Source organism: Thermus igniterrae ATCC 700962, assembly GCF_000376265.1.
GTDB lineage: Bacteria > Deinococcota > Deinococci > Deinococcales > Thermaceae > Thermus > Thermus igniterrae.
In genome coordinates this window covers 72,502-86,399 of the sequence record NZ_AQWU01000070.1, presented here as the reverse complement: position 1 = coordinate 86,399, position 13,898 = coordinate 72,502, and the positions used below count along the sequence as shown (strand labels likewise).

At 68.7% G+C, this 13,898-nt stretch carries 11 protein-coding genes and 1 CRISPR repeat array; of the genes, 4 read left to right on the top strand and 7 right to left on the bottom strand.

All coding sequences use genetic code 11. The features are described from left to right. Positions 1 to 43 precede the first annotated feature (43 nt). A CRISPR array of direct repeats spans positions 44 to 916; the repeat unit is 36 nt; unit sequence GTTGCAAAAGCCTTAGCCCCGTAAGGGGATTGCTAC. Between the two features lie 125 nt (positions 917 to 1,041). The 6 genes from B128_RS0110005 to fsa form a co-directional block, all read right to left on the bottom strand. Further along, positions 1,042 to 3,099, bottom strand: coding sequence for a heavy metal translocating P-type ATPase (locus B128_RS0110005; RefSeq protein WP_018112136.1), 2,058 nt, complete (start codon positions 3,097 to 3,099; stop codon positions 1,042 to 1,044). A gap of 31 nt (positions 3,100 to 3,130) precedes the next feature. Further along, positions 3,131 to 3,490: an ArsR/SmtB family transcription factor gene (locus B128_RS0110000; protein WP_018112135.1), complete on the bottom strand. Its 360-nt coding sequence runs from the start codon at positions 3,488 to 3,490 to the stop codon at positions 3,131 to 3,133. A gap of 10 nt (positions 3,491 to 3,500) precedes the next feature. Beyond that, positions 3,501 to 4,382 carry a pyridoxal 5'-phosphate synthase lyase subunit PdxS gene (gene pdxS / locus B128_RS0109995; RefSeq protein ID WP_026175176.1) on the bottom strand — a complete coding sequence of 294 codons (882 nt, stop codon included), beginning with the start codon at positions 4,380 to 4,382 and terminating at the stop codon, positions 3,501 to 3,503. Between the two features lie 92 nt (positions 4,383 to 4,474). Beyond that, positions 4,475 to 5,671, bottom strand: a complete 1,197-nt coding sequence (locus B128_RS0109990) for a M23 family metallopeptidase (RefSeq protein WP_026175175.1) — start codon at positions 5,669 to 5,671, stop codon at positions 4,475 to 4,477. A 125-nt stretch (positions 5,672 to 5,796) separates the two neighbouring features. Beyond that, positions 5,797 to 7,077, bottom strand: coding sequence for a transcription termination factor Rho (rho, locus tag B128_RS0109985; RefSeq protein ID WP_018112132.1), 1,281 nt, complete (start codon positions 7,075 to 7,077; stop codon positions 5,797 to 5,799). After that, a complete protein-coding gene (gene fsa, locus B128_RS0109980) occupies positions 7,074 to 7,745 on the bottom strand; it encodes a fructose-6-phosphate aldolase (protein WP_026175174.1) in 672 nt (223 codons plus the stop codon). Before fsa ends, rho begins: the two co-directional genes overlap by 4 nt. Before the next feature lie 409 nt (positions 7,746 to 8,154). On the opposite strand from fsa, the gene ileS reads away from it, so the two are divergent. From ileS to nfo, 4 genes are read left to right on the top strand one after another with little or no spacing between them, the layout of a single operon-like run. Then, a complete protein-coding gene (ileS, locus tag B128_RS0109975) occupies positions 8,155 to 11,289 on the top strand; it encodes an isoleucine--tRNA ligase (protein WP_018112130.1) in 3,135 nt (1,044 codons plus the stop codon). Between the two features lie 53 nt (positions 11,290 to 11,342). Then, complete coding sequence (locus tag B128_RS0109970) at positions 11,343 to 12,377, top strand: M24 family metallopeptidase (protein WP_026175173.1); 1,035 nt, start codon at positions 11,343 to 11,345, stop codon at positions 12,375 to 12,377. Further along, on the top strand, positions 12,378 to 12,875 hold the full coding sequence (locus B128_RS0109965; protein WP_018112128.1) for a septal ring lytic transglycosylase RlpA family protein: 498 nt from the start codon (positions 12,378 to 12,380) through the stop codon (positions 12,873 to 12,875). Beyond that, entirely contained in the window at positions 12,876 to 13,706 is an 831-nt protein-coding gene (gene nfo / locus B128_RS0109960; protein ID WP_018112127.1) for an endonuclease IV, read from the top strand. On the opposite strand, the gene B128_RS0109955 is transcribed toward nfo, so the two are convergent. Then, complete coding sequence (locus B128_RS0109955; protein ID WP_018112126.1) at positions 13,674 to 13,892, bottom strand: hypothetical protein; 219 nt, start codon at positions 13,890 to 13,892, stop codon at positions 13,674 to 13,676. The genes nfo and B128_RS0109955 overlap by 33 nt on opposite strands. Between the last annotated feature and the right edge of the window lie 6 nt (positions 13,893 to 13,898).

The window sequence follows — 13,898 nt, the reverse complement described above, 5'->3', positions numbered from 1 at the left end:
CCCATATAGACCACGGAGACAGCCATGGGGACCACAATGACTAGTTGCAAAAGCCTTAGCCCCGTAAGGGGATTGCTACCACTGGGGACAGGTTCCCTCCCGCCAGCGAACCCTCGTTGCAAAAGCCTTAGCCCCGTAAGGGGATTGCTACGTTCACCTCCGCGGATAGGGAACCTTATTCCCTATCCAATGTGTTGCAAAAGCCTTAGCCCCGTAAGGGGATTGCTACAGTGCTTCCACGAGGGCCCTCAAATGGGCGGGTACGCGCAGTTGCAAAAGCCTTAGCCCCGTAAGGGGATTGCTACACACCAATCTGGTGCAGTTTGAGCTGGTGCGCCTCCTCCTCAGTTGCAAAAGCCTTAGCCCCGTAAGGGGATTGCTACATCTTCAACCCCTCCAGAATGCCTTCCTGGTAGGCAGTTGCAAAAGCCTTAGCCCCGTAAGGGGATTGCTACAGAACATCACTGGGCGCCGTGCCTCCACTGGAAGCGCGTTGTTGCAAAAGCCTTAGCCCCGTAAGGGGATTGCTACCCTGTCCGTCAGGGCCGCAGCATGCCCGTAAGCTGCCAGGGCCTGTTGCAAAAGCCTTAGCCCCGTAAGGGGATTGCTACCCGTTCGGTCCGGCAATGATGATGCTGTCCTCATAGACGTTGCAAAAGCCTTAGCCCCGTAAGGGGATTGCTACAGAACCTTGAAGACCTTCCTCTTGCTCATCCTTTCCCTTGTTGCAAAAGCCTTAGCCCCGTAAGGGGATTGCTACACGGCGCCCCTGGCCGCCCAGGTGGAGCTGGGGTTCCTCCCCGGTTGCAAAAGCCTTAGCCCCGTAAGGGGATTGCTACGAGTAGCGAACTCATCTGCGTGCCGTAGCCCACATCGGGGAGTTGCAAAAGCCTTAGCCCCGTAAGGGGATTACCTCCGGAGTGAGGGCGGCTGTCATTGCCCCTTGCTTTGACGGGGATACAGGGGCTTCTGCAGGGCAACCGCCAAAACTAGGACGGGGGTTCGTCCCCCGTCCTGCGTTTTTTGGTCCTAGCCCCCCACCTACACCCGCGCCCAAAGGAGCCTGAGGCTATTCAGGGTCACCAGGACAAGGGCCCCGTTATCGGCCAGGACCGCGGGCCAAAGCCCCGTGAGCCCGAGAAGGGTGGTGAGGAGGAAAAGGCCCTTGAGGCCCACTGCCAAGGCGATGTTCTGCCGCACCACGGCCAGGGTCCTCCGGCTCAGGTAAAAGGCCCTGGGCAGGGCGGCTAGGCTAAGAAGGCCCACGTCGGCGGCCCTCAGGGCGGCCTCGGTGCCCTCGGCCACCGCCAGGCCCACCGTGGCCCGGGCCAGGGCAGGGGCATCGTTCACCCCGTCCCCCACCATGGCCACCCCACCCCGCTCCGCCAGGTCCGCCACCACCTGTAGTTTTTCCACCGGGGAAAGACCCGCCAGCACCTCCCCTTCCGCCAGCCCCAGGGCCTGGGCCAGGGCCCGGGCGGCCTCCTCCCGGTCCCCCGTGAGGAGGAGGGGCCTGAGGCCCAGCCCCCGAAGCGCCCTCAGGGCCTGGGCGGCCTCGGGCCTGGCCTCATCCTGGAAGGCCAGGAGGGCCAGGGGCCTCTCCTCTTCCACTAGAAGGGAGAGGGTGCGCCCCTGGGCCTGCCAGGCCCGCACCAGGGCCATGGCCTCCTCCGTAAGGGGCCAGGCCTCGGGGCGCACCAGCCCCACCTCCCGGCCCGCCACCCGGGCAAAGGCACCCAGGCCCGGCACGGTGCGGTGGGCCTCGGCGGGAAGGGAGGGAAGCCCGATGGCGGCCTCCCGCACCGCCCGGGCCAGGGGGTGGCCCGAACCCTCGGCCACGGCCTTGGCCAGGGGCAGGAGGTCCCTCGAGGCCTCCCCCAGGGGCCGAAGCTCCACCAGCCGCGGGCGCCCCAGGGTGAGGGTGCCCGTCTTGTCCAGGGCCAGGTGCCGCACCCCCGCAAGCCGCTCCAGGGCGGCCCCGCTCTTGAAGAGCACCCCAGCCTTGGCCCCCCGGGCCACCCCAGCGGCGATGGCCGCCGGCACGGAGACCACCAGGGCGCAGGGGCAGGCGATGAGGAGGAGGGCCAGGGCCCGGTAGACGTGGCCCAGGAAGTCCCCCTGGAACAGGGGAAGGACCAGGGCCACGAAGGCGGCCAGAGCCAGGACCAGGGGGGTGTACCGCCGGCTGAAGGCGTCCACCACCCTTTCCGCCTGGCTCTTGCGCAGGAGGGCCGCCTCCGCCAGGCGCTCCATCTCCGCCAAGAAGCCCTCCTTGGGGTGGCGCTCCACCTCCACCACCAGGCTCCCCTCGACCACCAGGCTACCCCCCAGAACCCGGTCCCCCGGGGCTTTGGCCTGGGGCAGGGGCTCCCCGGTGAAGGCGCTTTCCTCCACCAGGGCCTCCCCCGAGACCACGCGGCCATCTGCCGGCACCCGCTCCCCGGGTGGGACCCGCACCCGGTCCCCCACCCGCAGGGCCTCGAGGGGCACCTCCTCCACCCCCGCCTCCCCCAGGCGGTAGGCCCGCCGGGGCAGGAGCTCCCCCAGGGCGAAAAGGGCCCGGCGGGCCTGGGCCACGGAGTAGGCCTCCAAGACCTCCCCCACCAGGAAGAGGAAGACCACCACCGCGGCCTCGGCCTGGGCGCCGATGAGCAGGGCCCCCAGGGTGGACACGGTCACCAGGGCCTGCATGCTGAAGGGGTTCTGCCGCAGGCCGAGGAGGGCCCGCCGGGCCAGGGGCCAGACCCCCACCAGGGCCGCCAGGGCGTACCCCAGGCCGCCCCAACCGGGCAGGAAGCGGGAAAGGAGAAAGGCCAGAAGGAGCAACCCCCCCGAGAGCAACGCCCAGCGCCAGGGCCCAGGAAGGCCCTCCGCGGCCTCCCCCTCGGGTCGGAGGCGGTAGCCCAGGGCCGAGAGGGTCTGGGCCGCCACCCTTTCCGCCTCGGGGGCCTCGAGGTGAAGGTAGGCCTTGCCGCTTTGGAAGCTCACCTCCACCTTGGCGATCCCGGGGACGGCCCGCAAGGCCCCCTCCACCTTGCGGGCGCAGTCGGCGCAGTCCATGCCCTCTACCTGGTAAACGCGCACCCTGGGGGTCTCCATGCCCCCAGGGTAGTATCATTTGAGCAGTTGGTCAAGTGTTTTCTTCCGCGTGGGCCAGGGCCTCCTGCAGGAGCCGGGCCACGTGGGCATCGGCCAGGCGGTAGTAGACCTGCTTGCCCTCCCGGCGAAAGGCCACCAGCCGGGCCTGGCGTAAAAGCCGGAGCTGGTGGCTCACCGCCGAAACGGAGACCCCCACCACCAGGGCCAGGTCGCAGACGCAAAGCTCCCCCGCCGCCCCCAGGGCCAGGAGGAGGCGCATACGGGTGGGGTCGGAAAGGGCCTTCAGGAGAAGGCTGGCCTCCTGCAGGAGGGCCTCCTGGGGCAGGGCGGCCCGGGCCTGCTCCACCCGCTCCGGGTGGATCTCGTAAATCCCGCAGACCGCCCGGGCCATCCCACTCCCCCTACCAGCCCCGCCGGGCCAGGCGCTCCTCCTCCTTGAGCTGGTCCAGGTTGATGCCCACCATGGGCTCCCCCAGGTCCTCGCTCACCTCGGCCAGGACCTCGGGGTCGTTGTAGTGGGTCACCGCCCGCACGATGGCCCGGGCCCGCTTCCTGGGGTCCCCGGACTTGAAGATGCCGCTTCCCACGAAGACCCCATCCATCCCCAGGTGCATCATCAAGGCGGCATCGGCCGGGGTGGCGATGCCCCCGGCAGCGAAGTTCACCACGGGAAGGCGGCCGTGGTGGTGGACCCACCGGACCAGCTCCAAGGGGGCCCCGATCTCCTTGGCATAGGCCACCAGCTCGTCCTCCCGCAGGGACTGGACGTAGCGGATCTGCTTCCACATGGTGCGGGCGTGGCGGACCGCCTCCACCACGTTGCCCGTGCCCGCCTCCCCCTTGGTGCGGATCATGGCCGCTCCTTCGGCGATGCGCCTTAAGGCCTCCCCCAGGTCCCGGGCCCCGTTCACGAAGGGCACCTTGAACTTCCACTTGTCAATGTGGTGCTCCTCGTCGGCGGGGGTGAGGACCTCGGACTCGTCAATGAAGTCCACCCCGATGGCCTCGAGGATCATGGCCTCCACGAAGTGGCCGATCCGCACCTTGGCCATCACGGGAATGGAAACCGCGGCCATGATCTCCTTGATGACCTTGGGGTCGGACATGCGGGCCACCCCACCCTGGGCCCGGATGTCGGCGGGGACCCTCTCCAGGGCCATCACCGCCACCGCCCCCGCCTCCTCGGCGATCACCGCCTGCTCGGGGGTGGTCACGTCCATGATCACCCCACCCTTGAACATCTCGGCGAAGCCCGTCTTGATCTGAAAGGTTCCCTTCTCCATCCCGTCCTCCATCCTCCAGCTTACCGCCCACCGGGTCAAGCGGCTAAACCTAAAAGCCGGGGGCCGGCGCCCCCGGCCCTCCCCGGCTTCCCCTAGGGCAGGTAGGCCAGGGGGTTGCGCACCACCCCGTTCACCCGCACCTCAAAGTGCAGGTGGGGCCCCGTGGACCAGCCGGTGGAGCCCACGTACCCGATGACCTCCCCCGCCTCCACCCAGTCCCCGGCCCGCACGGCCATGCGGGAAAGGTGGGCGTAGAGGGTCTCCACCCCACCCCCGTGGTCCAGGACCACGTGGAAGCCGTAGCCGAAGGCGCTCCAGCCCGCCACCTGCACCTGCCCCGCCTTGGCGGCCACCACCGGGGTGCCGTAGGGAGCGGCCAGGTCTATCCCGGTGTGGTAGCGCTGGAAGGCCCCCCGCTGGCCGAAGTAGGTGGTGATGCGGAAACCGGAAAGGGGCCAGCGCATGGCCCCCTCCTGGTAGCTCACCCGGCGCACCTGGGGCCGCTGGGTCTGGGCCTGCTGCACCTGCCGGGTACGTTGCTGGGCCAAGGCCTGCTGCCTCCTCCTCTCCTCCGCCAGGCGTCTAAGCTCCTCCTGGCGCCGGCGCTCCGCCTCGAGGCGGGCCTGCCGCTCCGCCTCCTGTTTGGCCAAAAGGCGCTGGTAGGTGGTCCTGGCCTGGATGCCGGGGAGGAGGACCAGGTCTCCCGGGCGGAGCTCCGCGGGGTTTTCCACCCCGTTGGCCTGGGCCACCCGCACGGGGGAAAGCCCAAAGCGCTGGGCCAGGTCCACCAGGGTCTCCCCCTCGGGCAGGGCCACCACCAGGCCCTTGGCCTCCTTGGGGATGTAGAGGACGCTACCCGCCACCAGCCGGTCCAGGCTCTCCAGGGAGGGGTTGGCGGAGACCAGCTCCAAAGGGGTGAGGCCGAAGCGCTGGGCCACGGAGGCCAGGGTGTCCCCCGGGCGCACCCGGTAGGCCTTCACCCCCGGGGGTACCCGGGGAGGGCGCTCCTCCGCCGCCACCAGGGGAATCTGCAGGCGCTGGCCCACCTGGAGCCGGTCGTCTTTAAGGCCGCTGGACCACATGATGTGCTTGGGGTCCACCCCGTAGCGGGCGGCGATGCCGGCCAGGGTGTCCCCGGGCCTCACCTGGTAGACGACCCACCCCTTCTTGGCCGCCCGCCCCACCTCCACCGTGGCCTCGGGAAGGGGCAGAGGGCTCAGAATGGAAACCTTGGCAAAGGCTAAAGCGGAGAGGGCAAAAAAGCCCAACGCTCCTTTAATTCCCCGCAACGTGCACCTCCAAAAAGAACCCCCTATGAACCACCGCCGGGATTATACCAACCCCTACCCCTAAGAAGGCAAGGGGCAAAACGCCCTGGGGGGCGGAAAGCCCGCCCCCCAGGGCCACAAACCCCCTAGCGGGCCGCCAGGGAGGCCAGGAACTCCTTGTTGCTCTTGGTGCGCCCCAGGCGGGAGAGGAGCATCTCCATGGCCTCAGCGGGGTCCATGTCCGCCAGGACCTTGCGCAGGAGCCACATCTTGTGCACCACCTCCTCCCCCAGCAGAAGCTCCTCCCGCCGGGTGCCCGACTTGAGGATGTCTATGGCGGGGAAGATGCGGCGCTCCTCCAGGCGGCGGGAGAGGTGGAGCTCCATGTTGCCCGTCCCCTTGAACTCCTCAAAGATCACGTCGTCCATGCGGCTACCCGTCTCCACCAAGGCGGTGGCCAGGATGGTGAGGCTACCCCCACCCCGGATGTTGCGGGCGGCCCCCAGGAAGCGCTTGGGGAAGTAGAGGGCGGCGGAGTCCAGACCCCCGGAGAGGGTGCGGCCCGTGGGCGGGGTCACCAGGTTGTTGGCCCGGGCCAGGCGGGTGATGGAGTCCAGGAGGATCATCACGTGCCCGCCTTCCTCCACGATGCGCTTGGCCCGCTCGTGGACGAACTCCGCCACACGGATGTGGTTCTGGGGGGGCTCGTCAAAGGTGCTGGCGATGACCTCGGCCCCCTGGACGCTCTCCCGGAAGTCCGTCACCTCCTCGGGGCGCTCGTCAATGAGGAGGACGATTACCTTGATGTCGGGCTCGTTCTTGAGGACGGCGTTGGCGATCTTCTTGAGGAGGGTGGTCTTCCCCGCCTTGGGCGGGGCCACGATGAGCCCCCGCTGCCCCCGGCCGATGGGGGCCAGGAGGTCAATCACCCGGGTGGAAAGCTCGTCCGGGGTGGTCTCCAGCCGGATCTGCCGGTCGGGGAACTGGGGGATGAGCTCGTCAAAACGGGGGCGGTTCTTGGCGGCCTCGGGGTCCAGGTCGTTCACCGCCTCCACCTTGAGGAGGGTGCCGTAGCGCTCGTTCTCCCGGGGCGGGCGCACCCGGCCCACCACGTGGTCCCCGCTCCTCAGGGCGTACTGGCGGATGAGGCCGGCGGAGACGATGGCCACCCGGGACTCCAGGTTGTAGAGGTTTTCCGTGAGGAACCCGTAGCCATCAGGGCTGATCTCCAGGTAGCCCTTGACCAGCTGCAGGCCCTCGCCCTGGGTCTGCCTCTCCAGGAGGGCCATGATCAGCTGGTCCTTCTTCATCCGCTTGTAGTTCTCAATGCCCGCCTCCTGGGCCAGGAGGTGCAACTCGGGCAGAATCTTGGCCGAGAGCTCCTGGTAGGAGAGGGGCGTCTCCGGGGCTTCCGCTTTTCTCCTCATGGCTTAACCTTCTCCCAATCCTCCATAAAGCGCTTGAGGCCGAGGTCCGTAAGGGGGTGCTTCAGGAGCTGCTTGAACACGGCATGGGGCATGGTGGCGATGTCCGCGCCCAGGAGGGCCGCCTCGGTGACGTGGCGCGGGTGGCGGATGGAGGCGGCAATGACCCGCACGGGAAGGTCCTGGACCTGAGCCATCTCCACGATTTCCCGCAGGAGCTGGCCCCCATCCCAGGAGATGTCGTCTACCCGGCCCAGGAAGGGGCTCACGTAGCTGGCCCCTGCCCGGGCCGCCAGGAGGGCCTGGTTGGCCGAGAAGATCAGGGTCATGTTGACCCGCACCCCCTCGGCGGAAAGCCGCCGGCAGGCCTTGAGGCCCTCCTCGGTGGTGGGAAGCTTGACCACGATCTGAGGATGCAAGGCGGCAAGCCGCCTTCCCTCGGTCACCATGGCCTCGGCCTCGAGGGCCGTCACCTCCGCGGAAACCGGGCCCCCGGCCGCCTCACAGACGGCCCGTAGGTGGGCGGCCAGCCCCTCCTCCGTGAGGCGCTCCCCCCGGGCGGCGAACTCCTTGGCCACCAGGGTGGGGTTGGTGGTCACCCCGGAAAGCACCCCCCAGCCGGCAATCTCCCGTATTTCCTCCAAGTTAGCGGTGTCCAGGTAAAGCTCCATGATCAAACTCCTTTTGTGCGGAAAGGGTACCGGCTTAGCCTGAGTCTAGCAGACCCGAGAAGGGCGTTGTCAAGCTGGGGGAGGGGCTGCTAGCATAGCCTTAGCCGCCAACGGGGGATTTTACCCCAGGGGGCGGAAGCTGTAAAGGCGAGGATGGGGAGAGTACCCCTTTCCAAGAGCCCCTAGCGAGCCGGGGAGGGTGGAAGCCCGGTGGTGAGGAAAGGCGGGAAGATCACCCCGGAGCCGCGGGAGGAAAAGGGCAACCCCCTGAGTAATGCCCGCCGGGTGCGCCCGTAATAGCGCCAACGAGGGCCTGGGGACACCCCCAGGAAGCGCGGTGGTACCGCGGAAGCCCTGCTGGCTTTCGTCCGCGCCCATAGGGCGCGGGCGTCCTTTTAGGGAGGTGGCCATGTTCAAGGAGGTCGGCGAGCCCAACTTTCCCAGGCTGGAGGAGGAGGTCCTGGCGTTCTGGAAGCGGGAGGCCATCTTTGAGAAGAGCGTGGAAAACCGCCAGGGTGGCCCCCGGTTCACCGTCTACGAGGGCCCCCCCACGGCCAACGGCCTACCCCACGTGGGCCACGCCCAGGCGCGAAGCTACAAGGACCTCTTTCCCCGCTACAAGACCATGCGGGGCTACTACGTGCCCAGGCGGGCGGGTTGGGACACCCACGGGCTTCCCGTGGAGCTGGAGGTGGAGAAAAGGCTTGGCCTCAAGAACAAGCGGGAGATTGAGGCCTATGGCATTGAGCGCTTCAACCAGGCCTGCCGGGAGTCCGTCTTCACCTACGAGAAGGAGTGGGAGGTTTTCACCGAACGCCTGGGCTACTGGGTGGACCTCAAGAACGCCTACGCCACCCTCCACCCCACCTACGTGGAGAGCATCTGGTGGAGCCTGAAGACCCTCTTTGACCGGGGTCTCCTCTACCGCGACCACAAGGTGGTGCCCTACTGCCCCCGGTGCGGCACCCCCCTCTCCTCCCACGAGCTGGCCCTGGGCTACAAGGAGATCACCGACCCCTCGGTCTACGTGCGCCTTCCCCTCCGGGAGCCCAAGAGGCTGGGCCTGGAGGGGGCCAGCCTCCTCATCTGGACCACCACCCCCTGGACCCTGCCCGGCAACGTGGCGGCGGCCGTCCACCCCGACTACACCTACGCCGCCTTCGCCGTGGGCGAGGAGGCCCTGATCCTGGAGGAAGGCCTGGGGAAGCGGCTCCTTGGAGAAGAGGCCCCGGTGCTGAAGACCTTTGCCGGACGGGACCTCGAGGGCCTGGCCTACCACCCCCCCTATCCCCAGGCCCTGGACAAGGGCTACGTGGTGGTCCTGGCGGAGTACGTGAGCCGGGAAGACGGCACCGGCATCGTCCACCAGGCCCCGGCCTTCGGCGCCGAGGACCTGGAGACCGCCCGCGCCTACGGGCTACCCCTCCTCAAGACCGTGGATGAGGAAGGACGGCTTTTGGTGGAACCTTTCCAGGGCCTCTTCTTCCGGGAGGCCAACCGGGCCATCCTCAAGGACCTCCGCGCCCGCGGCCTCCTCTTCAAGGAGGAAAGCTACCTCCACAGCTACCCCCACTGCTGGCGTTGCTCCACCCCCCTCATGTACTACGCCACCGAGACCTGGTTCATCCGCAACACCCGCTTTAAGGAGGAGCTCCTGGCGAAGAACCAGGAGATCAACTGGGTGCCCCCCCACATCAAGGAAGGGCGCTACGGGGAGTGGCTGAGGAACCTGGTGGACTGGGCCTTAAGCCGCAACCGCTACTGGGGCACCCCCCTGCCCATCTGGGTCTGCGGGGACTGCGGCAAAGAGGAGGCCATCGGGAGCTTCCAGGAGCTGAGGGAAAGGGCCACCGCTCCCCTTCCCGAGCCCTTTGACCCCCACCGCCCCTACGTGGACCGGGTGGAGCTCCGGTGCGCCTGCGGCGGGGTGATGCGCCGGGTACCCTACGTGATTGACGTGTGGTACGACTCCGGGGCCATGCCCTTCGCTTCCCTCCACTACCCCTTTGAGCACAGGGAGGAGTTCCAGGAGGCCTTCCCCGCGGACTTCATCGCCGAGGGGATTGACCAGACCCGGGGCTGGTTCAACTCCCTGCACCAGCTGGGGGTGATGCTCTTCGGCTCCATCGCCTTCAAAAACGTCATCTGCCACGGCCTCATCCTGGACGAAAAGGGGCAGAAAATGAGCAAGTCCAAGGGGAACGTGGTGGACCCCTGGGACATCCTGCGGGAGTTCGGGGCCGACGCCCTCAGGTGGTACATCTACGTCTCCGCCCCTCCCGAGGCCGACCGCCGCTTCGGGCCCAATCTGGTGCGGGAGACGGTGCGGGACTACTTCCTGACCCTCTGGAACGTGTACAGCTTCTTCGTCACCTACGCCAACCTGGACCGGCCGGACCTGAAAAACCCCCCTGCCCCGGAGGCGCGGCCCGAGCTGGACCGCTGGCTTTTGGCCCGCATGCAGGACCTCATCGCCCGGGTCACGGAGGCCCTGGAGGCCTACGACCCCACCACCTCTAGCCGCGCCCTCCGGGACTTCGTGGTGGAGGACCTCTCCCAGTGGTACGTGCGCCGGGGCAGGCGGCGCTACTGGAAAAACGAGGACCCCCTGGACCGGGAGTCCGCCTACGCCACCCTTTACGAGGCCCTGGTCCTGGTGGCCAAGCTCACCGCCCCCTTCACCCCCTTCCTGGCCGAGGTGCTCTGGCAGAACCTGGTGCGGAGCCTGGACCCCGAGGCCCCCCTCTCCGTCCACCTGGCGGACTGGCCCCAGGTGGACCCCGCCCGGGTGGACGAGGCCCTGGTGGCCAAGATGCGGGCGGTGCTCAAGGTGGTGGACCTGGCCCGCTCCGCCCGGGCCAGGAGCGGGGTCAAGACCCGCACCCCCCTCCCCCTCCTCCTGGTCACCGCCCCCACCCCCCTGGAGCGGGAGGGCCTCAGGCACTTCGCCCCGGAGATCGCCGAGGAGCTCAACGTGAAGGAGGTGCGGGTCCTGGAACCCGGGGAGGCCATCCTGAGCTACCGGGTCCTGCCCAACCTCAAGCTTCTTGGCAAGAAGTACGGGAAGCTGGTCCCCAAGATCCGCGAGGCCCTGGAGAGGGAAGCGGAAAGGGTGGCGGCCCTGGTGCTGAAGGGGGAGGGGGTGCCCCTTTTGGTGGAGGGGGAGACCCTAACCCTGGCCCCCGAGGAGGTGCTCCTCGAGGCCCAGGCCCCCGAGGGCTACCAGGCCCTGGAGAAGGACGGGTACGTGGCCGCCCTGGAGGTGCGGGTGACGGAGGAACTGCGGCTTGAGGGCCTGGCCCGGGACCTCATCCGCCACCTGCAGCAGGCCCGGAAGGAGATGGGGCTTAGGGTCTCCGACCGCATCCGGGTGGGCTACCAGGCCCAGGGGGCCTACCGGGAGGCCCTGGCCCGCCACGGGGCCTGGATCGCCGAGGAGGTGCTGGCCCTGGAGTTCGGAGAAGGCACCTTCCCCGGCTTTGAGACCACCCTGGAGGACGAGGAGGGCCAGGTGGTCTTCAACCTGGAAAAGATGGCGGGGTGACCCGGCCCCTCCGGGTGGACGCGCCTCCTCAGGGCGTGTATAGTGGCCCCGTGCTGGACCCAAAGACCCTCCTGGAACCCCTGGGGCTGGACGCCCTCTATGTGACGCGCCCGGAAAACGTCCGCTACCTTTCCGGCTTCCCCCACCCGGAGGACGCCCAGGTCCTCCTGACCCTGGAAGGGGCCTTCCTCCTCACCGACCCCCGCTACCCCGAGGCGGAAAAGGAAAGCCGCATTCCGGCCAAGGTGCTGAGGCGGGAGGAGAAGGAAGCCCTCCTCAAGGAGCTCCGGGGACGGGTGGGGTTTGAGGCCGAGCACCTGCCCTACGCCGCTTTGGAGCGCCTTCGGGAGCTCTCCCCCGTGGAGTGGGTGCCCACCCAGGGGGTGGTGGAGCGGCTCCGGCTCAAGAAGACCCCGGAAGAGGTGGCCACCATCCGCCAGGCCCAGGCCCTGGCGGAGGAGGCCCTGGAGCACGCCCTCACCCTCCTCCGCCCCGGACGGACGGAGCGGGAGGTAGCCCTGGAGCTGGAGTTCTTCCTGCGCCGCCGGGGGGCCGAGGGGGTGGCCTTCCCCCCCATCGTGGCCTCGGGGCCCCGGGGGGCCCTGCCCCATGCCGGGGCCTCGGAAAAGCCCCTCCAGGCTGGGGAGCTGGTCACCCTGGACCTGGGGGCGCGGCTTGGGGGGTACGCTTCCGACATGACCCGCACCTTCGCCCTGGGACGGGTGGACAGCACCCTGCGCCGGGCCTTTGACGCCACCCTGGCCGCCCTGGAGCGGGCCCTCGAGGCCCTGGGCCCCGGGGTGAGCGCCAAGGCGGTGGACGCCCTGGCCCGGGAGGAGCTTAAGCGGTGGGACCTGGACCGCTACTTCGTCCACTCCCTGGGCCACGGGGTGGGGCTGGCGGTGCACGAGGGCCCGGGGCTTTCCCCCTACTCCGAGGACACCCTGGAGCCCGGCATGGTGGTCACGGTGGAACCCGGGGTGTACCTGCCCGGGGTGGGAGGGGTGCGGATTGAAGAGCTGGTCCTCATCACCCCCAGCGGCATAGAGCTCCTCTCCCGCTTCCCCCGGGGCTGGCAGGAGGTCTAGGTGCGGGCCCTCTTCCTGGCCTTCCTCCTCAGCTCGGCCCTGGCCCAGACCCACACCGTGCAGAAGGGGGACACCCTCTACCGCATCGCCCGGGCCCATGGCCTCAGCGTGGAGGAGCTGAAACGGCTCAACGGCCTCACCTCGGACCTCATCCGCCCGGGGCAGGTGCTCCGGCTGGCCCCGGCCCAAGGAGCGTCCCAAGCAAAGGGCTTCCTCCAGGTGGGCCTGGCCGTCTGGTACGGCCCGGGCTTCCACGGCCGCCGCACCGCCAGCGGGGAGCGCTACGACATGCACGCCCTCACCGCCGCCCACCCCACCCTCCCCTTCGGCACCCGGGTGCGGGTGACCAACCTCCGAAACGGGAAAAGCGTGGTGGTGCGCATCAACGACCGAGGGCCCTTCGGGGGGAAGTACATCATAGACCTCTCCTACGCCGCCGCCAAGGCCATTGGGGCCCTTTCCGCCACCCGGGTGCGGGTGGAGGTGGTGGAGGACTAGATGGTGCGCTACGGGTTCCACCTGTCCATCGCCGGGAAAAAGGGGGTGGCCGGGGCGGTGGAGGAGGCCCAGGCCCTGGGCCTAAGCGCCTTCCAGATCTTCGCCAAAAGCCCCAGGAGCTGGAAGACCCGCCCCCTCTCCCCCGGGGAGATAGAGGCCTTCCGCGCCCTGCGGGAGCTGGCTGGGGGGCTTCCCGGGGTAATCCACGCCTCCTACCTGGTGAACCTGGGGGCCGAGGGGGAGCTCTGGGAAAAGAGCGTGATGAGCCTGGCGGACGACTTGGAAAAGGCCCGCCTCCTGGGGCTGGAGTACGTGGTGGTCCACCCGGGCTCGGGAAGCCCCGAGCGGGTCAAGGAGGGGGCCCTGAAGGCCCTGCGCCTCGCCGGGGTGCGGGAGCGGCCCACCCTGCTCCTGGAAAACACCGCCGGGGGCGGAGAGAAGGTGGGCCAACGCTTTGAGGAGCTGGCCTGGCTCATCCAGGACACCCCCATGGGGGTCTGCCTGGACACCTGCCACGCCTTCGCCGCCGGGTACCCGGTGGGGGAACGCCCCGCCGAGGTGCTCTCGGAGCTGGACCGCGCCGTGGGCCTGGAGCGGGTACCGGTGGTCCACCTCAACGATTCCGTGGGGAGCCTGGGAAGCCGCATAGACCACCACGCCCACCTCCTCCAGGGCCAAATCGGGGAAGGGCTTAAGGGGGTGCTTCTGGACAGGCGCCTGCGGGACCGGGTCTTCATCCTGGAAACCCCCAGGAGCCCGGAGGAGGACGCCTGGAACCTCCGGGTCCTGCGGGGCTGGCTAGAGGAGTCCGCCTCCCAGGAGAAGCCTTAGGGCCGAAACCCCCACCACCAAAAGCCCCAGCTTCCACGCCCGCTCCTCCCCGCTCAAAAGGCCGAGCCCCGCCCCCAGAAGGGCCAGGGGCACCACCATCCAGTTGAGCCAGCCCAAAAGGGGCAGGAGGGCCGGGAGGAGAAGGAGGAGGGCCAAAACCACGAGGAGCAGGCTTAGGGTGCGCACCTCCTC